Source organism: Salinicola sp. RZ23 (assembly GCF_003206675.1).
GTDB classification, from domain to species: domain Bacteria; phylum Pseudomonadota; class Gammaproteobacteria; order Pseudomonadales; family Halomonadaceae; genus Salinicola; species Salinicola endophyticus.
Window position 1 is genome coordinate 66307 of sequence record NZ_PZJK01000004.1, and the last position, 21076, is coordinate 87382.

Sequence of the window (21076 nt, forward strand, 5' to 3'; positions counted from 1 at the left end):
TTATTATTGTCTTGAAAGGAACGCATCGTCTCTTCTACTGCTGTTGGCGATCTACGACCTGATGGCGATGATGGCCTCGATTTCGACGACCACGCCCAGCGGCAGCGACCCCATACCGACAGCCGAGCGGGCATGGAAACCGGCCTCGCCCAGGACCTCGGTGAACAGATCCGAGCAGCCATTGATCACCTTGGCATGATCACGGAAATTAGGATCGGCGTTGACCATGCCGGTCACCTTGACGATCTCGATGCGCGCCAAGTCGTCGACCACCGACTTGGCAACCGCCAGCAGCTGAAGGCCGACGTTGCGCGCCGCCGCATACCCGTCGTCGATCGAGGTGTCCTGGCCCATCCGGCCGGTGACGAGTGTGCCATCGGCATTGCGGGGGACCTGACCGGACAGGTACAACATGTCGCCCACCTGTTTGACCGGGCGGTACTGCGCCAACGGTTCGGGGGCTGCTGGCAGAACGAGTCCCAACGAATCCAGTTTCTGTTCCGGTGTCATGTTCACTCCTTGCTATCGATGATGGATGGCTCGCGGAGCACGCGAGTGTCTCCGGAGACGCGAATGCTGGCACCCCGCTCTGGCGGGATGCCGGCTTCCAGGCAGGAAGGCACGCCCATGTCCTCCCCCTGACGAATGACGATGGCGCCCTCGTGCGGCCAGTCGAGATCGCGCAGGTAGCCGGCCAGTGCGGCCGCCGCCGCCCCGGTGGCCGGGTCCTCGTAGACGCCACCGAACGGGAACGGATTACGGGCGTGGAAGTGACGTGCGGTGTCGGCATGGACCAAGTTGAAGGTAACGAGCCCCTCGCGGGCGGCCAGTACGCGCCCCTGATCGAGGTCATACTGCATCGCCCGCAACCGCTCCCGAGAGTTCAGCGCCAGGATCAGATGGTCGCCGCCGCCATGGGCGATCGCCGCGGGTATCCTCGGGTCGAGATCGTCCGGGCTCAGCCCGAAGAGCGCCAGCGCCTCCTCGAGAAGCAGCGCCGACGCCGGGCCGCTGCGGGTTGACGGCGACTGCAGGGAGGCTCCCCACCGCGTTGCCGAAAGATGGCCCTCGACTGTGATATTGGCCTTGTTGAGTTCGAGCGGAAACAGCCCCGGCCCCTGTTGCCGGGCGAGCGCGGCACCCAGCGCGATCGTGGCGTGACCACAGAAATCGACCTCGACGCCGGGCGCGAAGTAGCGCACCCGCCAGCCATTACCGGTGGGAGCGGCGAATACCGTCTCCGAGTAACCGACCTCTGCAGCCAGTGCCTGCATCCGCTCGGCGGCGGGCAGGTCGTCGCACAGGACTACCCCCGCCGGATTGCCACCACGCCCCTCGGCGGAGAAGGCAGCGATATGCTGTAGCTTCATCGTTCCACGTTTCCTTTCAGGTCATTGACGCCGAACCGCTCCGCACTCTTAACCAGCAGCGTCAGGGTGCGGTTGAGGGGGACAGCGATATCATGCCGGGCGGCGCGCACGACGACCTCCCCGTTGAGGAAATCGATCTCCGTGGGCTTGCCGTTCATCAGGTCCTGGGCTGTCGACGAGTACTGCCCGGCCATCGACGTAGGAATAGCGCGAATAGCATCAAATACCCCATCCGGCACGACAATGCCCTCCGCCTGAGCGACGGCGATCGCCTCGCCGGCGATCTCTTCCATCAGTTGCGGTATGCCGTCCTGCTCCACCATCCGGCCGTAGGGCATGCGGGTAATAGCCGAAAGCGGGTTGATGGCACAGTTCACCACCAACTTGGCCCACAGAGACGCCATGGCGTCTTCGCTGACTTGAGTCTCGACTCCGGCCGCGTTAAGAATGCCCGCCACCTCGTCCGCTCGCTCTCCGGACAGCTCCAGCTCCCCACGCCCTTCGTGGTGCACCACGCCGGCCCCGTTCATGCGGCTGGCCACATAGACCACAACCGGCATCACAGGCCGGCCGAGAAGTGCCTCCAGCGTTCCGGCATTGGAGACACCATTCTGCAGGCTGAGCACGATGCAGGACGGACTCAGATGCGGAGCCATTTCCCGCCCGGCGCGCTCGGTGTCGCCGGACTTCACGCAGACCATCGCCAGTTCGGCCCCCGCGATTGCCGCCGGGTCGCTGCTGGCCTCTGCCGAGGCGACCCGGCGCTCGCCGTGCTTCTCCAGGATCAGACCGTTGCGGGCCACCGCCTCGACGAGGGCCGCACGTCCCAACAGCACGACCTGGTGCCCGGCCAGCGCCAGCATGGCGCCGTAATAGCAGCCGACCGCACCGGCCCCCACGATGGCGACTTTCATGGTCTTTCTCCTCTATGCGTCATTCCAGCTTCGCCCGGCCACTGGCCATCGACTTGCCGGATACACCGTCACCCGTAGTGGTTGACGACCGTCTTGATTCTCGAAAACTCCTGCAGGGCGACAAATCCTTTCTCGCGCCCATGGCCCGATTTCCGCACGCCGCCGAAAGGCAACTCGACGCCCCCTGCAGCACCATAGTTGTTGATGAACACCTGACCACAGTGGAGCGCCTTGGCGACTCGCTTCTGGCGTGCACCGTCACGGGTCCAGAGCGCCGCCACCAGGCCGTAGTCGGTGCCATTGGCGATGGTGATCGCCTCTTCCTCGTCATCAAAGGGGATGACACAGAGGACCGGCCCGAAGACCTCCTCCTGAGCGATGGTAGAAGCCGGATCGCACGGCCCGAACACTACCGGTGCGACATAGAAACCCTCCGCCGGCGCCGCCGAGCCGATCCGCCCCCGGGCGATCACCGGTGCGTCGGCCTCGGCGATGTAACGCTCGACCCGCTGCTTCTGCTTGGCAGAGATGAGGGGCCCCATGATTACCGACTCGTCGGAAGGTCCGACCTCTATCGCCTCGAAGCGCGTTTTCAGTTCCTCCACAACACGATCGTAGATCGAGCGCTGCACCAGCACGCGACTGCCCGCCGAACAGGTTTGCCCCGCATTCTGAACCAGGGCATTGACGAGCACCGGGAGCGCTACCGATAGATCCGCGTCCTCGAACACCAGCTGGGGAGATTTACCCCCAAGCTCCAGAGTACAGCCCACATAGTTCCTAGCCGCCGCGATCTGCACCAAGGTGCCAACCTCCGGCGAGCCGGTGAACGAGAGGAAGTCGACGCCGCGATGCTCGGATAGCGCCTTGCCGACGATCTCTCCACGGCCCGTCACGACGTTGAATACCCCCGCGGGGAAACCGACCTCTATCGCCAGCTGGGCGATGCGAAGGCCGCTCAGGCAGGCATCTTCCGAGGGCTTGAGCACCACGGTATTACCCATGGCCAGTGCCGGCGCCACCGAGCGCCCGATCTGCTGGGCCGGATAGTTCCAAGGCAGGATGACACCCACGATGCCATGGGGCTCGCGGTACATCGCGACGTCGTACCCCTCCAGAAAGGGGATGAGTTCGCCATGGAACTTGTCCGCCGCCCCGCCATAGAACTCGAAGTAACGCGCCAGGATCGTCATGTCGGCGCGCGACTGCTTGATCGGCTTGCCGTTGTCTCTGGTCTCCAGCCGCGCCAACGGCTCCGCCTCTTCGAGAATCCGCGCGGCGAGCCGAGCCAGCAGTCGCCCGCGTTCCGCCGCCGACAGCTTCGCCCAGGGGCCTTCGGTGAACGCCGCTCTCGCTGAGGCCACCGCAGATTCGATGTCCTCGGAATCGCTGTCGGCGATCTGCGCGAACTGTTCCCCGTCGATTGGGGAGACGACGGGCATCAGCCGGCCGCTTCGCGAGGGCACCCACTCTCCTGAGATCAGGTTCAACGGCTCGGGGATGCGCAGCCCGTCCATTGAGGTCATGTCGTTCATGTGTGACTCCTTTTGATATCCTGGTGGCCGCTGCCGGACGACGGCAGCGGTCGAATGTCATTCCGCTCAGCCATTCACCTTTCGCGCATCGACGCTCAGGAGGCCGGCATTGTCGGCACCGAAGGCGCTGCCCGCCCGCTGCCTTGGCCGCTGGCCATTGAAGCGCAACGGGCTGGCCAGCAAGCGCATGTCCGGACGTGAAGAATGTGGGACCTCGGAAATCATCTCGACCTCCTGAACGAACGGATTGTCCAGCGCTTCTTTCACCGTGTAGATCGGTGCGATCGGCAGGATGCCCTCGAAGACCTTGAGCCAGTGCTTGGTGGGCTGACTGGCAAACTCCTGGTCAAGAATCGGAGTCAACTCGTCACGATGGCGGGAGCGCAGGTTCTGATCGGCGAAACGCGAGTCCTCGGCCAGATCCTGGCGGTCCAGTTTCTCCAGCATGAGCTGCCAGAATTGCTCGGTCATGCACATCACGTAGATCCAGCCGTCGGCGGAGGTGAACGTCTGCACCGGCGAAACGGACATGTGGGAGCCGCGGGGCACCCGATTGGACTCAACCCCCTCGTTGAGATACCAGGTTCCAACGTATCCGAGCTGATGCAGTGCAACATCGAACAGGCTGACGTCGACGTCACTGCCCTCACCTGACGTACGGGCCTTGAGCACCCCAGCGAGGAGCCCAGTGACGCCGAGCGTGCCGGTCATAAAGTCGATGATCGACACGCCGAAACGGGTTGGGTCGGCGCTGGGGTCACCAGTCAAGTGCATCAGCCCGGCCTCCGCTTGCATCAGGTAGTCGTAGCCAGGCCAGGCGGCGCGCGAATTGTTGCGGCCGTAAGCGGAGATATGCAGGCAGACCAGTTCCGGGTTCAGGTGCTTGAGGCTGGCGTAATCGAGTCCGATCCTGCCCGGCTGGTCGCCGCGCAGGTTGTTCATAACCGCATCGGCGGTACGAACCACGCTCTCGAAGGCCCGACGGTCTTCCGGGTCTTTGAGATCCAGGGCCAAGCTCTGCTTGCAGGTATTCCAACCCTGGAAGACCAGGCTGTCGTTATTGCCCAGGAAGTGCGGCCCAAGACGCCTTGCCGGGTCGCCGCCGGTCTTGACGTTTTCCACCTTGATCACCGTTGCCCCCAGATCGGCCAGCAACATCGATCCGTAAGGTCCGGCGGCAAAATGCTCGACAGTCACGATCTTCAATCCTTCAAGCGGCTTCATGAGGCCTCCGGCGTGTTTTGGGTAGAGCTGAAATCGGGTGTTTCCTTGGCGAAGAAAGCGCGCACGCCCTCCCGGCAGTCGGCGGAGGTAAACACGGCGTCGCTGGACTCCAGCGATCGCGCGATTAGCTCCGGTAAGGACAACCGGGTGGCCTCGTCGATCAGCGGCTTGCACAACGCGAACGCCAGCGCCGGGCGCTTAGCCATCTCTGCCGCCAGCGCCAGCCCGGCTTCCAGCGACTCTCCCTTGGCGGCAATACGGTCGATCAACCCCCACTGCAGTGCAGTATCGGCATCCACCGATTCCGTCAGAAAGATCAGTTGCTTGGTCCGGCCTTCTCCGATCCGACGCACAGCCCGGTATGGCCCGCCGCTGCTAGGGAACACCCCCAGACGCATCTCGGGCAGCGCGAATCGGCTGTCGCTTTCGGCAACGATGAGATCGCAACACAGGGCGATTTCCAGGCCGCCACCAAAGGCGAGGCCGTGAATGGCAGCTACTACCGGTTTGGGAAAGGTATCCAGTTTCTGGAATACCGCGTTCTGGCGGCGCAATTTGCGCTCGATGACCTGCCCGGGCCGATGAAAGTGCTCGAATTCGGCGATATCGGAGCCGGCACAAAACGCCTTGCCAGAACCGGTCAGCACGATTGCACGCACGCTGTCGTCTTGGCGCAGCTTCTCAAGAACGGCCTCGAGCTGTCCGGTCATCTCAATCTTGAAGAGGTTGAGCGGCGGGTTCTGCAACGTAATCGTTGCAATTTGGCCGCTGACTTCACACGCGATATAGGTTTCGGTCATCTCGTTTTCCCTCTCAAGCCGCTGACGGCAACGCATGCGCCAAGGTAAAACGCCTTGCATAGCGATGTTATGGCGTCGCCATATTTCAAACAAACTTGATATTCTTATAAACTGTTTGAAATTTCTTAACAGTCTTCGTAAACGCTTCCTCACGCGCCTGCTTACGGTGCAGGCACGCCGGATGTCGACTCGTTTTAAGGCTTTTTAAGCGGCGCCTTCTGAAGCAGGGCCACTTGCTCAGGCATGAAGGCGCCTCCATCACCACGCTCGACTAGCGCTCCCAAGGTCTCGCGAATAGCCCGGGCCACCAGGCGAGACGCACCAGACTCCTCGGCCATTTGGTCGTAGTAGTCGGCATCTTTGTGGGCATTTTGGATGGTGAAACGCAGCAGGTCGGCATTACCTTCTAGGATGTAGGGCGCGACCCGCTCTAGCGCCGCCCCCCCGGCCCCACCTTTTCTCAAACAATCCACCATGGCTTCCACATCCATACCATCCTTTATGGCGCAAGCGGCCACCTCCGCGATCAAGGTAACGGAGCCCAGCGAGACCATGTTGTGAACCAGTTTCAACTGGTGGCCGCTGCCGACGCCCCCAGCAACGAAGATGTTTTCCGAGAAACTCTCCAGCAGCGGTCGAATACGCTGTATGACCGTTGTCTCTCCCCCAACCAGAAGGTTGAGCCGCCCCTCCTCAGCCTCTTTCGGAGTTCTCGTCATTGCGGCGTCGACAAATTCACAGCCTTCCTCCTTGACCCTATCGGCCAGCACTCGTGTCGAGCTCGGAATCGCTGTTGAACAATCGACTACGATCGCGCCGGACTTCAGCGAAGCCAGTGCGCCACCGCTCCCCACAAGCACATCCTCAACCTGAGGTGTGCCAGTTACGCATAGGACCAATACATCGCAAATGGCTGCCACATCGGTCGCATTGGGCCAGGGAGTGGCGCCTCTCTCGATTAAGTCGACGGTCGGCTGGTTGCCTTGCTGGTCAAGAAAGTGTAGATCCCAGCCTTTCTCGACAATATTCTTGGCAATTCCGTGGCCCATTAATCCGACACCAATAATGCCAATCTTCTTCATTACGCAATCTCTCTAATATGGCGAATTGCAAACTTCATCCCATTATTCCGGCACAACGTCCGGCCAAACCGCCGCAGGCGAAGGTCAGGGCGTCCCGGTAAACCATTCAACCGGGGTCAGGGTGATAGCCGGCACGTAGGTAATGACCATCAGGCTGATAAATACCGCCATCACGAACCAAACCAGCTGCGGAATAATCTTATCGACTGGTATCTTGGCGACGGCGCACGCGGCAAAGAGATTGACACCGAGCGGCGGCGTGACCATCCCGAGTGCCAGGTTGACGACCACTATCAGCCCGAAATGCACGGGATCCACACCGTAAGCCACCGCCACCGGCGTCAGAATGGGCGCGAGAATCAAAATGGCCGCAGACGTTTCGACGAACATCCCTACTACCAGCAGCAATAAGTTGATCGCTAGCAGGAAGGTTAGCTTCGAGTCGAAGGCGCCATAGAACAGCTCGGCGATATGCGAGGTCAGCCCCGACCTGGCGATCAGGAAAGAAAACAGCGCCGCCGCCGAGATGATCAGCATGATCGAGGTAGTGGAAATGACCGTCGCACGCAGAATGGTTGGCACATCACCCAGGTTCAAGTCGCGGTAGACGAATCGGCCGACCACCAAGGCGGCAGCGACGGCGACGGCGGACGCTTCGGTCGGCGTGAAGATGCCGCTGTAGATCCCGCCGAGGATGACCACGGGAACCGCCAGCGCCGGCACGGCGGCCAGCAATGCCCGGCCGAGCGAAAGCCGGTCCGCGCCGTCGTCGATCCCCACACCGCGCAATCGGCAGAGCGTGTAGACCGTCAGCAGCAGCGCCAGGGAAATCAGGATTCCCGGACCGAAGCCCCCGATGAAGAGCTGCCCCACCGAGGTCTCCGTCGCCACCCCGAACAGGATCAGCGGAATCGAAGGTGGTATGAGGACTCCGAGCTCTGCCGATGTCGCTTGGATCGAGGCAGCCATCGGCGTCGGATATCCATTCTTCACCATGGCCGGAATCAAGATGGCACCGATCGCGAACGTCGTCGCCACCGAGGAACCGGAGACGGCTGCGAACATCAAGCAGGTGATGACACAGGCGGCACCCAAACCGCCTTGGAAGCCGCCCACCAGCGCCTTGGCAAGATTGACCAGTCGCAGCGATATGCCACCCTGGGCCATCAGATTGCCTGCCAGAATGAACAGCGGAACCGCCATCAGCGGAAAGCTGTCCAGACCCGCGAACAGACGCTGGGGAACGATGAGCAGCGGTAGATTGCCATAGACCAGTATGCCAACTATCGACGCCATGCCGATGGAAACGGCGATGGGCACGCTGGCGAGGAGCAGGACCAGCAACGATGCTAAGAGCGCGATATTCATGACTGCCTCTCCTCACCACCAGCGGCTGCGTCCCGCGACGCCTGGGGAGCGTTTGATCGCACCAACTCGGCGATCAGCGAGATGACCGCAAAGCCCGAACCGACGGGAATTGCGGCATAGGCCCACCCGATCGAGACGTTCAGCGACGACAACAACTGTGATGAGACGCGATCAATCAGCATTGCCCCGTAGACGACCAGCACACTGAAAAAGATCAGACTCAGAAGCCGCGTGAGGTTGGCGATGAGGCGGGCATGGCGTTGCGGGAGGGCGCGCTGCACCACGTCCACGGCGATCATGCTGCCGCTGCGGATGGTGGCGGAGACGCCGAGAAAGACGGCCCAAATGATGGACGTACGAGCCGCCGCCTCGGACCAGGAAGAGGGATCGCCAAAGGCGAATCGAGTGACGACCTGGTAGATCGTCAGCCCCGTGGCGAGCGCGAGGAAAGACACCGCCGCCCGGGTCGCGATTTTCGAGGTTATAGCTTCGATAGATAGTATCAGGTTCATGGATAACGCTACCATCGATGGGTTGGTGCACGTCGGCGAGCGCGTGGGGGCCGGTTTGCTGTCACCACCACGCACCCTATCCCCGCCGCCGGCCGCGATTACTCGGCAGCTTTGATCTGGTCGATCAGCTCGGTACCGAACGGATCGGTATAGAGCTCGTAAGAAGCCGCTTCGGCGGCCTTGGCGAAGGCCGCCCGGTCGATATTGGTGGTCACCGTCATGCCATGCGTTTTCAACATCTCTACGCCCGCAGCCTCCAGCCGCGTGACCTCCGCCCGAGTGGCCGCCACTGAGGCCTGGGCGGCTTCCCGAAACCAGTGCTTTTCCTCGTCGGAGAGGCCGTCGTAGAGTGAAGGAGAAGCAAGAATGATGGCGGGCGAATAGACATGCCGCGTCGCAGAGAAGTATTTCTGTACCTCCCACATACGTGAAGAGGTAATGACGGTAAGAGGATTCTCCTGTCCATCGACCACGCCTTGCTGTAGCGCCGGGATGAGCTCGTTGAACGCCATCGGCGTGGGCGACGCCCCCATACCGGCAAAGGCCGCCATCTGCAGCCGATTTTCCATGGTGCGAATCTTAAGACCCACCAGATCCGCAGGCTCGGAAACGGCATGCTTCGAGTTGGTCAGATTACGAAAGCCGTTCTCAGACCAGGCCAGCGCATGCAAACCATTCCCGTCGACTTTCTTGAGCAGCTCGTCGCCGATCTCACCATCGAGTACGGTTCTGGCATGCTCGTAGTCCTTGAACAGAAAAGGCAGATCGAAAATCGAGATTTCAGGCACGAAATTGGCCAGAGGAGCAGACGCCACGATGGCGAGGTCGACGGAGCCGATCTGCAAGCCTTCGATCAAATCGCGCTCGCCACCAAGCTGCCCCGCAGGTGCCTCGGTGACCTGGTACTTGCCGTTCGACAGTTCGTTCAGTTTTTCAGCGAAGGCCTTGACGCCCAGCCCGTAGTGAGACGTGGACGACAAGGTGTGAGCCATGACGACATTCTGCGCCGTGGCGGCTGTCGCCCACAGGGATAAGACAGCAATCGGTATCCATCTGAGTATCGGCATTACGCCCCCCACAGTTATCCTTGTTATTGGCAAGGCAGAACCAACGGTGCGTTGGCAGCGCCCCTCCATCATGTATATCGAGCTGGCGTCGTGGCAGGCGGCTGGAATACCGCCAGGTAACCCGTGGGCGACCCGGCCACTGGACGAAACTTAAACGGGGGTGAGCATTACAACAACCTGATTAATCTTAAAGATTGATCAGAAAACCTGATAACGCCTCGAAGCCTGCCCGCGAGCCGGGCGGAAAAGGCAAAAGCGGAAACACTTCCAGTCGCCTGGTGGCATCAGCCATCGGGATGCCAACCTCGATGGTCGCTTCACCGGCCTTGCGAGCCCCCCTTGACGTCGCCGGGGTTGAGCCGTTTCTCGAATATCTCGGCCAGAGCCGTTGACGGCTCGCTCAGGATTTCCTCCTTGAGTGTCGCGATCCCGATGTCCCTGACGACCCGAGGCTCGACGAGCTTGAGCATACGCATACCCGGTGGCATCTCCGGCGGTACCGCCAGCCTCGGCACGATTCCGATGCCCAGGCCAGACTCGGCGAGATCCACCAGCGTCGCGGCCTGCCTGACGCTGCAGGCGATATGGAGGGGCCGGCGAGCGCCCTTCAGATACTCGGTCAGCAGCATCTGCGACTCCCTGCCATCATGCAGGGTGATGATAGGCATGCCTTGCATCACCAGCAGCGGCAGGCGGGCCAGCTGTTCCAGCGTCAAGGCCTCGGGCAGATCCCGAAAATGCTCGCTGGAGGCCAGCGCGACGAGCGGTTCGCGGAGCAGTCGCCGGAAGGCCATGTCAGACCTGGCCTGCACGAAGGGAGTGACGCCGAAATCGATCTCGCGATCGCGTACGGCGGCCAGAAGATCGCTTGAGGTCACCTCCCTGATATGGATGGAAACCTGCGGAAAACGCTGGCGGAACTCCGCTAGCACGGCGGCGAGCAGATTGGCCGAAACCGTAGGGGCGCAGCCGAAGGCCACCCTCCCTCGCCTGCGCTCGGCGGATTCGTGTGTCTCGAGAATCCCCTCCTCGAGTCGCCTAATGGAGTCCTGGACCCGCTCCAACAGAAAGGTTCCATCGGGCGTCGTGGTGACACTCCGAGTGGTGCGCTCGAGGAGTTTAAGGCCCATCTGCCCCTCGAGTTCGGCGATCTGCATACTGATTGCGGAGGGGGTACGGCCCAACTCCTCCGCCGCACGACTGAAGCTACGCAATTGAGCCACGCGTGCAAAGGTGTGCATGAGTTTCAAGTTAACGTTCATCGCGCACTCCCCTCAACTCGTCTCCCGAGCCCGCTGGCGCCGGGACAGGACTTCTTCTTCATGCGCCGCCCCCCAGTCGCGCATGGCGGTGATCAGAGGCACCAGCGTCTCTCCGAGAGGTGCCAGCGAGTACTCCACCTTGGGCGGTACTTCCCGGTAGACCTCCCGGTGAATGATGTCATCCGCCTCCAGCTCGCGAAGCTGTAGCGTCAGCATGCGCTGGGTTATCTCGGGCATCAGCCGCCGAAGCTGATTGAAGCGCCGAGTCTCTGACATCAGGTGAAAGAGAATCAGCGCCTTCCACTTTCCCCCTATCACATCGACCGTAAAGGTCACGGGGCAAGCAAATGCCTCCGCCTCGCCGTGAGGAATGCCAAGCTTCATATCCTCTCCCAGGTATAAAAAATGTGCCTACCATACAAAACTGTGCGTACTTACAAAAATCACGTGCAGAGATTAGCATCGATTCCACGCTAAACCCATGGAGTCTCGATATGAGCTTGTTGCTATCCCCGTTCGAATTCAAAGGTCTCAAACTGCGCAACCGCGTGGTCATGTCGCCGATGTGCATGCACAGCGCGGAAGAAGATGGCTTTGTCACGGATTGGCATCGCGTGCATTACGGTGCTCGAGCCCAGGGGCAGGTCGGACTCGTTTTCCCGGAGACGCTTGCGGTGGAAGCCGATGCTCGCATTGGAAAAGGCGATCTCGGCATCTGGAGTGATGCCCATGTCGCCGGGCTGAAAGAGCTGGTGGCGCTACTGCACGGCTTTGGAGCCAAGGTCGGCGCGCAGATAGGTCATGCTGGCCGCAACGCGGACCTGCCCAATGTCACTCGGGTCGCTCCCTCCGCCATTCCTTTCACCGAGGAGTCCCCTGTTCCCCATGCGCTGGAACCCGACGAGATCGCCAGGATCGTGGAAGCGTTCGGCCAGGCCGCAAGACGCGCTGTCGAAGCCGGATTCGACATACTGGAAATCCACACGGCCCACGGTTATCTACTCAACGAGTTCCTGTCGCCACTGGCCAATACCCGTAATGACGAATATGGCGGCGATGCTCAACGCCGGTACCGAATCGTGCGGGAAGTCATCGACGAGGTGAAGAAGTATTGGGGAGAGCGCCCTCTCTTCGTGCGCATTTCCAGTACCGATCATGCCGCGGGCGGGAATACTCCCGAAGCCTTCCTCGAGTACGGCCGCTGGATGAAGGAACAAGGTGTAGACCTGATCGACTGCAGTTCGGGGGGGATCAAGATGGTGAAAGTCGAGTCCTATCCGAACTACCAGGTACCCGCAGCGGAAATGCTGCGCAAGCACCTGGACATCGCCACTGGCGCGGTCGGCCTCATTCAGAATGGGCGTCAAGCCGAGGAAATACTGCAGAATGGCAGGGCCGACTTGGTCTTCATCGGACGCCAGATGCTAAGGGATCCCTTTTGGGTACGCAGCGCGGCGGACGACCTACAGGAGTCCATCGACATTCCCAAGCCCTTCACTCGATATGGCGCTGTTTGGCTGAACACTAAGACCACTGCCTGAATTCATTACTCGGAGAGAGCGGCCCGGGCCCAGTTACTGGGCCGCTGCCACATCCACCGAAAATTTAAGGCTATGTACCTTTGGTATTCTTTCGTGTACGGCCGATCACCGAGACTATTGATCTAACGCAGCGATTCTCCGACCGTTTATCTACAACGGCGAGGTCACCCAAGATCGCCACCTTACGGCCAAGAGCGAAGAGTCGTCATCAAAATCAAGACTTTCTTTCAACATACCTGCCCTCATCCTCTAATTCTTTAGAAGTTCATGCCTAGTTAGCCAATTCGTCCAGGCGCAGGTGGAGCTCCCCCTCTCGGATGGCGATCTCCACCGTGGCTAGATACTGCCCCTGGCATGGCCCCGACACGCAGAACCCGTCTTCCGGCCGGAACAGGGCACCGTGGCCGAAGCAGGTAATATGTCGACCATCGCTACTCATGAATCGGTCCTTCTTCCAGGCCATGCGTGCCCCCGCCACATGCGGGCACGCATTCTGATAGGCCACCACGGAGGCTTCACCCGTCCGGACCACGAATAAGCTGTCCCGTCCTTCGCCGTGCAGATCGAACCCCTTCGATTCTCCGACGGGGATCTCGTCCAGCCTGGCGAGATGCTGCCAGCGTGGCGCCATCGACTTCATTTCCTATTGCCTGGAGGCGGACCTCCCATCGGAGCCCATTTGGACGTGCTCTGGAACAGGAATAGCTGGGACGTCTCGGCGTTGGAAGGGGCTTCACGCGCCGTCCAGCGCTCGTCGTGCTTGTCCATGTCGGCGTCGTACTCGACATGCACACCCATTGGCGAGTTGAAGTACCAGAACCAGTTGGAGCCGAACTTGTGCTTGCCCGGCCCCCAGAAGCTTTCGTAGCCCTTGTTGATCATGCGGGTACCGGCCAACATCAGTTCGGATGGCCCCTGCATATGGAACGCCACGTGCTCCAGCCCCTGCATGTAATCCGGCGTCTGCAGCAGGAACAGCACATGGTGATCGTCGTTGGCTTGGGGGCGCAGGAACGGGCCGGTGTTGGTGAAGTGATCGGTGACCACGAAGCCCAGCCGGTCGATGTAGAAACGCTGCATACGCTCCATGTCCGGGGTGAAGTACACCACGTGAGACAGCGTCCTCGGTAACGCCGGGGCCGTCTCGTCGGCGCCGATCTGATTGGCGCCCCGCCCCGGTGCCGCGCCTGGCGAGTTGATCCGTTCGGGCGGCAGGTCGAGCTGGCGCCGTACCGTGACCTGGAAGGCAATCTCGAAGCCCGCGTCGTCCTGGCAGCCAATTCCGCCCCCCGGCAGGGCACGCACCTCGCGGTCTCGCGAGAGCTCCTCGGCGATGGTGTCCAGCGCCGCCTGATCCTCCACGCCCCATACCGTCTGGCGCAGGCTGTTGGCGGTCGGCAGCGGAGCGGGTAGCCCCTGCGCCTCTCGATGATGAATGCGGATGGCGGTGCCATCCAGCGCGGCGAAACGCAGGCTGCCGTCAGCTTGCCGCTGTTCCTCCAGTCCGAAATCCACCAGGAAGGTTCTCGACGCTTCGACATCGTCGACGCCAAACACGACCTCGTCGGGTCCCATGATTCGCATAGCTGCCTCGTCGGCTGAGTTGTTGATGTTATGGGATGCCGAGCATCCATTGTCTCGATGAGGTAACGCTAGAGGGAATGGCGGCACGTGAAAAATGGTTCCGCGTGATTAGACCAATGGATCATGTGAATGAATGACTGCTAACTCACCCATTCATGATATCCATTAATTCATTCATGAAATCCATTTCACAGAGCTTTGCTATCCGAGGCATAAATGATTCACATAATTACGATAACGACTTCCGTGACACGCCATGCACTTCAATAAGTTGGATCTCAATCTGCTGGTGGCACTCGATCACATGCTGACGCTCAAGTCCGTGAGCCGGGCGGCCGAACGCATGAATCTGACCCAGTCAGCGATGTCGAACGCCCTCACTCGGCTCAGGAGCTACTTCGACGACCCCTTGCTGGTCCAGGTCGGTCGACGGATGGAACTGACGCCTCGCGCGCAAGCCATCAAGCACTCGGTACGCGATATTCTGGTTCGTATCGAGGCAACAGTCGCCACCGATCTCACCTTCGATCCCAGCCAGTCGACGCGCGATTTCCGCATCATCCTGTCGGACTTCACCATGTCGACCCTGATGCCGAAGGTGCTTGAACTGGCCGACAACGAGTCTTCTAGCATCCGCTTCCAGCTCCTGCCACAGATCGAGTCTCCCTACCGAGCCATCGAAAAGGGTGAGGCCGACGTGCTGATAGCCCCCGGAGCGCTGACTTCTGCCGATCACCCCAGCGAGCATCTGTTCAGCGAAGAGTATGTCTGCATCACCTGCGCCCATAGCCGTCACCACGGCAGGCTCATGACCATGGAGCGCTACACCGAGTCACGCCATGTACAGATGGTGCCAACGAGAGGTGGGGCAACGTTCGAGCAGCAGTGGCTGGCACAGCGTGGCATCCATCGCGACATCGCGCTGACCAGCTACACCTTCGCCTCGCTCCCTCAGCTCATCAGCGGCAGTGAGCGAGTGGCGACCGTGCACAAGCATCTGGCACTACGCTACCGCGATCATGTCGCCATCGACATCCACCCGCTCCCCTTCGACATGCCGCTGCTCGAAGAGCGTATCCAGTGGCATGCCTACCGAGACCAGGATCCCGGTATCCGCTGGCTGACCGATCTGATGCATCGCGCCGCATCATCGATGTCGTCGGGCCTGTCATCAGTGACGTGAATACCAGCAATGGGAAGCCTCAATTTTTATCGCAACCGCTAGCTCACTAGGGTCGCCTTGGGAGGTAATTGATATGACACAAGAAAAGATTCTCGTAGTCGGTGGTGGTATCGGCGGCTTGACGGCTTCCATCGCGCTGCGCCGCCAGGGCTTTGCGGTAACGCTGGTAGAGAAGACCCCCCACTGGCCCGCCAGCGGTGTGGGTATCATTCAACAGTTCAACGTTCTGCGCGCCATGCAGGAGATAGGCGTCCTCGAGGACTACTTGGCGCAGTCCTATGGTTTCGACACCACGCAGGGCTTCGGACCGCAGGGAGATCCGCTGTTTGCCTTTACGGCCCCCCGGCTGGCAGGGGAACACCTGCCGTCGAACGTGGGCATCCGGCGCACCTCACTACAGAGCATCCTGGCCGGCAAGGCCCACGAACTGGGAACCGACATCCACCTGGGGATCGTCGTCGAACAGTGGGAAGACAGTGGGGACGCAGTCGAGGTCACCCTAAGCGATGGGAGCCGCGATTCCTTCCATCTGATGGTGGGGGCCGACGGCATCTTCTCTCAGACTCGCCAGACGCTGTTCCCACAGGCGCCGAAGCCGCGCTATACCGGCCAATGGGTGTGGCGCTACAACATGCCGCGTCCCGCGGACGTAACCGGCATTCAGCTCTTCTACGGCCGCGTCAATGGCGGCCTCACGCCGCTCTCCAAGGAGTTGATGTACTTGTTCATGCTCAGCGAGGAGCCTGACGACTTCCGGCTGGAGCACGAGCAGGCCCATGCACTGATGCATAAGCGCGCCATCCATGCGGCACCGCAGATCCAGAAGCTGATGGACAACGTGACCGATAGTGCCGGCATCGTCGCCAAGCCCCTCGAGGTGGTCTTTCTGGAAGACGAATGGCACAGGGGCCGGGTGGTGCTGCTGGGCGATGCCGTCCACGCCTCGACTCCCCATCTCGCTCAGGGCGCCGGTATGGCGATCGAGGACGCTCTGGTGCTGGCCGACGAATTGGCAAGCGGCGATGCCCTGGAGCCTTCACTGTGCCGCTATCGCGAACGGCGCATCGAGCGATGCCGCTTCGTCAACCTCAACTCGCTGGCGATCGGCGACATGCAGATGGGCAAACGCCGCGACGTGGATCCGGCCGAGATCAACCGACAATGCGTGTCGCTCATGGCCGAGCTGCTTTGAATCCCTTCACTCTTCAGCAAGGAGCCGTTTCGTATGGCACTGTTCAACTATTTCCCCAACTATGTCTGGAATCTCTCCGTCGCCATCGCCATGGAGAGCGGTGCCAAGCTCGGCGAGATCATGGATATGTGTCAGCCGCTTCTCGAGGCTTCCCGAGAAGGGGAGGACATCGGCACCCAGGCTTTCCTGCAGGCCTGGGTGCGCAAGGCCGACCAGCTGGTGTCGCTGGCATACGAGGACAGCGCCTCAGGGCGCGGCTTCTCGGCCAGCGACAAGCTGCACCGCGCCTCCCTGTATTACCTGATCGCCGAACGCATGCAGGCCCAGGGATCCGAGAACCGGCTGGCAACTTTCCAAAAGGGGCGCAAGAGCTTCGACGATGGTGCACGGCTGGGCACGTTGAACGTGGCGAGATACGAGATTCCTTATGGCGACAAGCGAATCGCCGTTCTCTTCAGCCAAGCCCAGGGGGTCGAGGGGCCCGCCCCGGCCGTGGTCTTTCTCAACGGGCTGGATAGCTGCAAGGAACTGCTGTGGTGGTCCCGCTTGCCGGAAGAGCTCGCGCGTCGGGGCATCAGCTGCCTATGCGTGGATCAACCGGGCACCGGAGAGAGTCTGCGCCTACAAGATCTGCGCGCTACCTGGCAAGCCGAACTGTGGGGAACACCGGTCTACGAATGGCTCGCGGCCCAACCCCGGGTCGATGCCAACCGCATCGGCATCACCGGCATTTCCCTGGGCGGCTACTATGCCCCTCGTATCTGCGCCATGGAGCCCCGATTTGCATCGGGGGCGGTGTGGGGTGCCAACCACAACTGGGCGGAAGTACAGCAAAAACGGCTGCAGCGCGAGGGGGAGAACCCTGTTCCCCATTACTGGAATCACGTCCAGTGGGTGTTCGGCGCCAGCGATCGCGACGATTTCTTCCGTCGCGCAGCAGGCATGACACTGGATGGTGTCATGGGCCGTATCCAAGTTCCCTTCCTGATAACCCACGGCGCCAAGGATCGCCAGATTAGCCTCGACTACGCCCACCAATCGTATGAACAATTAATTAACTGCCCGCGCCGCGAGTTAAAGGTATTTACGGAAAGGGAAGGCGGCATTGAACATGTCGGCGCGGATAACATGAGCTTCGGAAAACACTACATCGCCGATTGGTTTGCCGAAACACTAGGCGGCCTAACTGCCTAACCCCCCCTTCCGAACAAACCCGGAAGGGCTTTACTGTCTATTTAAAACACATTCACTGCATCAATAACTGGCATCGGCAAAAGTGTTTTTTCAAAGCACATCGTGAGCCTTAAGGTATTGAACAGCCATTCGCCACACGCCTTTCAAAGCCCTTAAAAAAAAGCATCTCGAATATCATTTCGATACAATAACTATAGAGAGCTCACGATGTCCAAGAAGATCAACCTCACGGGGGTCACTGCGATCTCCCTTCTCATAGCTCAGTCAGCCCTAGCCCTGACACAGCCCTCGCACACTCACGGGGCCGAGCAGCCTCAGTTACCTCGACTTTCCCAGGGGGCGCGCTCACTGATCAATCTCGGCGACGCCGGGCTGCTGCACCCCTTCTTCTCAAACGAAAAGTTTGGCCAGGCGCAGTCGCGGATGGGGGCGGCACGCTTTGCCTATGGCGCCAAGGACGGTAATCCAACACTCGATGATTTCCGTGAGGATCATGATGTCCTGATTACTCCTCTCAATGTGATGATCGAGCTGCCTGCTTCTTCCGGGGCCAGCTTTCTGCGCATCAATGGGGAGTATACGTACGGCAGTTCCGAACCCCATGCGCTGGACCTGGAGGACGAACTTTATCACGGCACCATCGAATTTCTGCATTTACCCAACGAAAATATCATGTGGGGTGTCGGGCTGATTACCAATAATTTCGAGAGCGAAGACCAGCTTAGCGGAACCAAGGTGATCCGGGATAGCCGAGGCCTGCGTCTCGACTACCTGCAGAAGTTCAACGACCACTGGGGCATTGCCACACGCGGACTGTACCTGTGGGGGGAAACCGAGAATCGCGTCTACGACGTTCCCACCCCCTATGGGGCCGCCAATCTCCGCCAGAAGCAGGATGACGATCGCTACTATCTACAGGCTGATCTGGTCGGCTCCTGGCTCGGAGACGAGACCAGCTGGCTGCCGGACGGCACGCTGGCCCATCCCCGTTTCGGGGTGCTCTACCACCACAGTGACCTGGGTCGAACCACCCCCCGCCTCGGCGACATCGACCTTCCGGAAGTCACCGGAGTCAACGGCGCCAACGAGGACTTCGGCCTGGCCTGGGCGCACTTCACGCTGCAACGGGCGCCGCGTCAGACATTTGGCTTGCAATGGCTGCCCAGCGCCACGATCGGTATCGAACAGGAATACGCGAATACGCTGAACGAGCTCAACGACGAATCCACCTACGCCGTGATCGGAGCAGGCCTCACCGCGTCCATGTATGGCCAGGGCGTCTTTTTCGACTACAAGCGCTATCAGGGCGTGGACAGCGACAAGATCGACGACGTCTTCGTCACCGGGGTCACGCTCTCATTCTGAGGCGCCCGGTCCTTCCCTCGCGGCGCGGACCGCCAAAGCGCTCAGTATTTCGACAACGTCAGCCTCACTATGGAGACCATCATGCTGACCCAAGGCAAGATATTGATAGACCTGGCGGTAAGTCTCACCGCCGGCATCGCCTCGGACCCGCCCGGCCTGGGGCCGCAGATCGACTATATCGATCATGACCAGGGCGCCCGTGACTTCGAGGAGATCTTCGGCATCGGCGTTGATCAGCAACTGGAGGGCAAGGGCGCAGCCGTCGAACGCTGCATGATGAGCACCCACGCTGGCACCCACATGGACGCTCCCTGGCACTATCACCCCACCATGGACGGCGGCAAACCGGCGATGACCATCGACGAGGTACCGCTGGAGTGGTGTATCGGCCCCGGCGTCAAGCTCGACTTCCGGGCGTTCCCGGACGGGCACCGGTTGAGTGCCGCCGAGGTCGCTGCCGAGCTCGAACGTATCGGCCACGAACTGAGCCCCGGAGACATCGTGCTCGTCAACACCCGGGCCGGCGAACGCTATGGCCAGGACGACTACGTGGCGTCGGGGTGCGGTTTCGGCCGCGAAGCCACGCTCTATCTGACCCAACGTGGCGTGAAAATTGCCGGCACGGATGCATGGAGCTGGGATCCGCCCCTGGCCAGTCAGGTGGCGCGCGTGCGCGAAACTGGCGATGCCTCGCTGTTCTGGGAGGGCCACAAGGCGGGAGCGGAAACCGTGTTTTGCCATATGGAGAAGTTGGGCAACCTCCATCGGCTGCCCGCCACCGGCTTCGAGGTCATGTGTCTGCCGGTGAAGATCGCCCGTGCCTCGGCCGGCTGGTGCCGACCGGTCGCGTTGGTGCCCACCCAACCAAGGAGTGAATGATGCGATTCGCGACGCTTGCCAATGGCCATCCTGATGGCCGCCTGCATCTGGTCTGCCGCCGCAACGCCATAACGGTGCCGTCGGAAGCAGCCTCGACGCTACAGGAGGCCCTGGAGCGCTGGGAGGCAGTGGCACCGCACCTTGAGGCGCAGTACCACCGACTCAATGAAGGCTGCCTGGACGATGCCCGGCCCTTCGATCCTGCCGAGGCCATGGCGCCGCTGCCTCGGGCCTGGCAGTGGCTGGACGGCTCGGCCTTCGACAGCCATGGCGAACTGATGGAGCAGGTCTTCAAGCTGGAGGCACGCCATGCGCTGGGACGACCGCTGATGTATCAGGGCATTTCCGACCGTTTCCAGTCATCAGTTGAGCCCAGTGCGTTCCCCTCGGTGCAGGACAACATCGATTTCGAGGGTGAGTTCGCGGTAATCACCGGGGCAGTCGGGATGTCCGCTGATGCTGAGACCGGCATGGAGGCGATACGCCTGATTGTCCAGGTCAACGATTGGAGCCTGCGCTACCTGGGACCGATCGAGATGAAAAGCGGATTCGGCATGCTCCAGTGCAAGCCGCGCTGCTCGATGGCACCGGTTGCCGTGACACCCGATGAGCTGGGCGCCAGCTGGCGGGAGGGGCGTGTCGCACTGGACCTAAGAATCTCCGTCAACGACGCGCCGTTTGGACACCCCAACGGCGCTGCCATGGCGGTGGGCTTTCACGAACTGGTCGCCCACGCGGCCTACTCCCGCGATCTGCCGGCGGGCACGGTGATCGGTTCGGGCACCGTGTCGAATCCCGATTTTCGCCAGGTGGGCTCCGCCTGCATTGCCGAGCGTCGCGCGGCGGAAATCTTCGACTTGGGTGAAGCACGCACGCCTTTCCTGCAGGCTGGTGACCGGGTCCACATGGAGGCGCGCCAAGCCGATGACACGCCGCTGTTCGGTGTCATTCGCCAGCAGGTGATGGTTCATCAATAGAACCGAGAGACACGGGAATGACAACCA

Annotated in this window: 21 protein-coding genes; 7 read left to right on the top strand and 14 right to left on the bottom strand. The window is 61.0% G+C overall.

Going from position 1 to position 21076, the window contains the following annotated elements; translation table 11 throughout:
* Nucleotides 1-51: 51 nt before the first annotated feature.
* From DOM67_RS03075 to DOM67_RS03130, 12 genes are all read right to left on the bottom strand, one after another.
* Nucleotides 52-510 (bottom strand): RidA family protein, encoded by a 459-nt coding sequence (locus DOM67_RS03075; protein WP_110674210.1) that lies wholly within the window; start codon nucleotides 508-510, stop codon nucleotides 52-54.
* 2 nt (nucleotides 511-512) lie between these two features.
* On the bottom strand, nucleotides 513-1370 hold the full coding sequence (locus DOM67_RS03080) for a PhzF family phenazine biosynthesis protein (RefSeq protein ID WP_110674211.1): 858 nt from the start codon (nucleotides 1368-1370) through the stop codon (nucleotides 513-515).
* Nucleotides 1367-2284, bottom strand: a complete 918-nt coding sequence (locus DOM67_RS03085) for a 2-dehydropantoate 2-reductase (RefSeq protein WP_110674212.1) — start codon at nucleotides 2282-2284, stop codon at nucleotides 1367-1369. The genes DOM67_RS03080 and DOM67_RS03085 overlap by 4 nt, the downstream gene beginning before the upstream one ends.
* Before the next feature lie 68 nt (nucleotides 2285-2352).
* Nucleotides 2353-3819, bottom strand: a complete 1467-nt coding sequence (locus tag DOM67_RS03090) for an aldehyde dehydrogenase family protein (RefSeq protein WP_232825116.1) — start codon at nucleotides 3817-3819, stop codon at nucleotides 2353-2355.
* A 66-nt stretch (nucleotides 3820-3885) separates the two neighbouring features.
* Nucleotides 3886-5043, bottom strand: a complete 1158-nt coding sequence (locus DOM67_RS03095; RefSeq protein WP_110674213.1) for a CoA transferase — start codon at nucleotides 5041-5043, stop codon at nucleotides 3886-3888.
* Nucleotides 5040-5843 carry an enoyl-CoA hydratase-related protein gene (locus DOM67_RS03100; RefSeq protein WP_110674214.1) on the bottom strand — a complete coding sequence of 268 codons (804 nt, stop codon included), beginning with the start codon at nucleotides 5841-5843 and terminating at the stop codon, nucleotides 5040-5042. The genes DOM67_RS03095 and DOM67_RS03100 overlap by 4 nt, the downstream gene beginning before the upstream one ends.
* Before the next feature lie 194 nt (nucleotides 5844-6037).
* Nucleotides 6038-6925 (bottom strand): NAD(P)-dependent oxidoreductase, encoded by an 888-nt coding sequence (locus tag DOM67_RS03105; RefSeq protein ID WP_110674215.1) that lies wholly within the window; start codon nucleotides 6923-6925, stop codon nucleotides 6038-6040.
* 84 nt (nucleotides 6926-7009) lie between these two features.
* Nucleotides 7010-8293, bottom strand: coding sequence for a TRAP transporter large permease (locus tag DOM67_RS03110; protein WP_110674216.1), 1284 nt, complete (start codon nucleotides 8291-8293; stop codon nucleotides 7010-7012).
* A complete protein-coding gene (locus DOM67_RS03115) occupies nucleotides 8290-8805 on the bottom strand; it encodes a TRAP transporter small permease (RefSeq protein WP_157958777.1) in 516 nt (171 codons plus the stop codon). Before DOM67_RS03115 ends, DOM67_RS03110 begins: the two co-directional genes overlap by 4 nt.
* 98 nt (nucleotides 8806-8903) lie before the next feature.
* Nucleotides 8904-9797, bottom strand: coding sequence for a TRAP transporter substrate-binding protein (locus tag DOM67_RS03120; RefSeq protein ID WP_232825117.1), 894 nt, complete (start codon nucleotides 9795-9797; stop codon nucleotides 8904-8906).
* Nucleotides 9798-10189: 392 nt separating this feature from the next.
* A complete protein-coding gene (locus tag DOM67_RS03125) occupies nucleotides 10190-11134 on the bottom strand; it encodes a LysR family transcriptional regulator (RefSeq protein ID WP_110674219.1) in 945 nt (314 codons plus the stop codon).
* 12 nt (nucleotides 11135-11146) lie between these two features.
* Nucleotides 11147-11518, bottom strand: a complete 372-nt coding sequence (locus tag DOM67_RS03130; RefSeq protein ID WP_110674220.1) for a helix-turn-helix domain-containing protein — start codon at nucleotides 11516-11518, stop codon at nucleotides 11147-11149.
* A 110-nt stretch (nucleotides 11519-11628) separates the two neighbouring features.
* On the opposite strand from DOM67_RS03130, the gene namA reads away from it, so the two are divergent.
* A complete protein-coding gene (gene namA, locus DOM67_RS03135; protein ID WP_110674221.1) occupies nucleotides 11629-12675 on the top strand; it encodes an NADPH dehydrogenase NamA in 1047 nt (348 codons plus the stop codon).
* 271 nt (nucleotides 12676-12946) lie between these two features.
* Here namA and DOM67_RS03140 read toward each other — a convergent pair whose 3' ends face one another.
* Both DOM67_RS03140 and DOM67_RS03145 read right to left on the bottom strand, forming a co-directional pair.
* On the bottom strand, nucleotides 12947-13306 hold the full coding sequence (locus DOM67_RS03140; protein WP_198651707.1) for a Rieske 2Fe-2S domain-containing protein: 360 nt from the start codon (nucleotides 13304-13306) through the stop codon (nucleotides 12947-12949).
* 5 nt (nucleotides 13307-13311) lie between these two features.
* Nucleotides 13312-14259: a VOC family protein gene (locus DOM67_RS03145; protein ID WP_110674223.1), complete on the bottom strand. Its 948-nt coding sequence runs from the start codon at nucleotides 14257-14259 to the stop codon at nucleotides 13312-13314.
* Nucleotides 14260-14515: 256 nt separating this feature from the next.
* Here DOM67_RS03145 and DOM67_RS03150 point away from each other — a divergent pair, with 256 nt between their 5' ends.
* The 6 genes from DOM67_RS03150 (at nucleotide 14516) to DOM67_RS03175 (ending at nucleotide 21049) form a co-directional block, all read left to right on the top strand.
* Nucleotides 14516-15442, top strand: coding sequence for a LysR family transcriptional regulator (locus tag DOM67_RS03150; protein ID WP_110674224.1), 927 nt, complete (start codon nucleotides 14516-14518; stop codon nucleotides 15440-15442).
* A 73-nt stretch (nucleotides 15443-15515) separates the two neighbouring features.
* Nucleotides 15516-16634 carry an FAD-dependent monooxygenase gene (locus DOM67_RS03155; protein WP_110674225.1) on the top strand — a complete coding sequence of 373 codons (1119 nt, stop codon included), beginning with the start codon at nucleotides 15516-15518 and terminating at the stop codon, nucleotides 16632-16634.
* Nucleotides 16635-16667: 33 nt separating this feature from the next.
* Nucleotides 16668-17828, top strand: coding sequence for an alpha/beta fold hydrolase (locus tag DOM67_RS03160; protein ID WP_110674226.1), 1161 nt, complete (start codon nucleotides 16668-16670; stop codon nucleotides 17826-17828).
* A gap of 207 nt (nucleotides 17829-18035) precedes the next feature.
* The gene (locus DOM67_RS03165; RefSeq protein WP_157958778.1) at nucleotides 18036-19193 is read left to right on the top strand and encodes a hypothetical protein; all 1158 of its coding nucleotides are present in this window, start codon (nucleotides 18036-18038) and stop codon (nucleotides 19191-19193) included.
* Between the two features lie 81 nt (nucleotides 19194-19274).
* Nucleotides 19275-20072 (top strand): cyclase family protein, encoded by a 798-nt coding sequence (locus DOM67_RS03170; RefSeq protein ID WP_110674228.1) that lies wholly within the window; start codon nucleotides 19275-19277, stop codon nucleotides 20070-20072.
* Nucleotides 20072-21049 carry a fumarylacetoacetate hydrolase family protein gene (locus DOM67_RS03175; RefSeq protein ID WP_110674229.1) on the top strand — a complete coding sequence of 326 codons (978 nt, stop codon included), beginning with the start codon at nucleotides 20072-20074 and terminating at the stop codon, nucleotides 21047-21049. Before DOM67_RS03170 ends, DOM67_RS03175 begins: the two co-directional genes overlap by 1 nt.
* The last annotated feature ends 27 nt before the right edge of the window (nucleotides 21050-21076 follow it).

Bases quoted from the DNA above. Each gene is read 5' to 3' on its own strand.
- DOM67_RS03150 (WP_110674224.1), top strand. From the start codon at position 14,516: ATGCACTTCAATAAGTTGGATCTCAATCTGCTGGTGGCACTCGATCAC.
- DOM67_RS03090 (WP_232825116.1), bottom strand. From the start codon at position 3,819: ATGAACGACATGACCTCAATGGACGGGCTGCGCATCCCCGAGCCGTTG.
- DOM67_RS03155 (WP_110674225.1), top strand. From the start codon at position 15,516: ATGACACAAGAAAAGATTCTCGTAGTCGGTGGTGGTATCGGCGGCTTG.
- DOM67_RS03175 (WP_110674229.1), top strand. From the start codon at position 20,072: ATGCGATTCGCGACGCTTGCCAATGGCCATCCTGATGGCCGCCTGCAT.
- DOM67_RS03140 (WP_198651707.1), bottom strand. From the start codon at position 13,306: ATGGCGCCACGCTGGCAGCATCTCGCCAGGCTGGACGAGATCCCCGTC.
- DOM67_RS03095 (WP_110674213.1), bottom strand. From the start codon at position 5,043: ATGAAGCCGCTTGAAGGATTGAAGATCGTGACTGTCGAGCATTTTGCC.
- DOM67_RS03080 (WP_110674211.1), bottom strand. From the start codon at position 1,370: ATGAAGCTACAGCATATCGCTGCCTTCTCCGCCGAGGGGCGTGGTGGC.
- DOM67_RS03100 (WP_110674214.1), bottom strand. From the start codon at position 5,843: ATGACCGAAACCTATATCGCGTGTGAAGTCAGCGGCCAAATTGCAACG.
- DOM67_RS03110 (WP_110674216.1), bottom strand. From the start codon at position 8,293: ATGAATATCGCGCTCTTAGCATCGTTGCTGGTCCTGCTCCTCGCCAGC.
- DOM67_RS03130 (WP_110674220.1), bottom strand. From the start codon at position 11,518: ATGAAGCTTGGCATTCCTCACGGCGAGGCGGAGGCATTTGCTTGCCCC.
- DOM67_RS03105 (WP_110674215.1), bottom strand. From the start codon at position 6,925: ATGAAGAAGATTGGCATTATTGGTGTCGGATTAATGGGCCACGGAATT.
- DOM67_RS03165 (WP_157958778.1), top strand. From the start codon at position 18,036: ATGTCCAAGAAGATCAACCTCACGGGGGTCACTGCGATCTCCCTTCTC.
- DOM67_RS03085 (WP_110674212.1), bottom strand. From the start codon at position 2,284: ATGAAAGTCGCCATCGTGGGGGCCGGTGCGGTCGGCTGCTATTACGGC.
- DOM67_RS03125 (WP_110674219.1), bottom strand. From the start codon at position 11,134: ATGAACGTTAACTTGAAACTCATGCACACCTTTGCACGCGTGGCTCAA.
- DOM67_RS03075 (WP_110674210.1), bottom strand. From the start codon at position 510: ATGACACCGGAACAGAAACTGGATTCGTTGGGACTCGTTCTGCCAGCA.
- namA (WP_110674221.1), top strand. From the start codon at position 11,629: ATGAGCTTGTTGCTATCCCCGTTCGAATTCAAAGGTCTCAAACTGCGC.
- DOM67_RS03145 (WP_110674223.1), bottom strand. From the start codon at position 14,259: ATGCGAATCATGGGACCCGACGAGGTCGTGTTTGGCGTCGACGATGTC.
- DOM67_RS03160 (WP_110674226.1), top strand. From the start codon at position 16,668: ATGGCACTGTTCAACTATTTCCCCAACTATGTCTGGAATCTCTCCGTC.
- DOM67_RS03170 (WP_110674228.1), top strand. From the start codon at position 19,275: ATGCTGACCCAAGGCAAGATATTGATAGACCTGGCGGTAAGTCTCACC.
- DOM67_RS03120 (WP_232825117.1), bottom strand. From the start codon at position 9,797: ATGGCTCACACCTTGTCGTCCACGTCTCACTACGGGCTGGGCGTCAAG.
- DOM67_RS03115 (WP_157958777.1), bottom strand. From the start codon at position 8,805: ATGAACCTGATACTATCTATCGAAGCTATAACCTCGAAAATCGCGACC.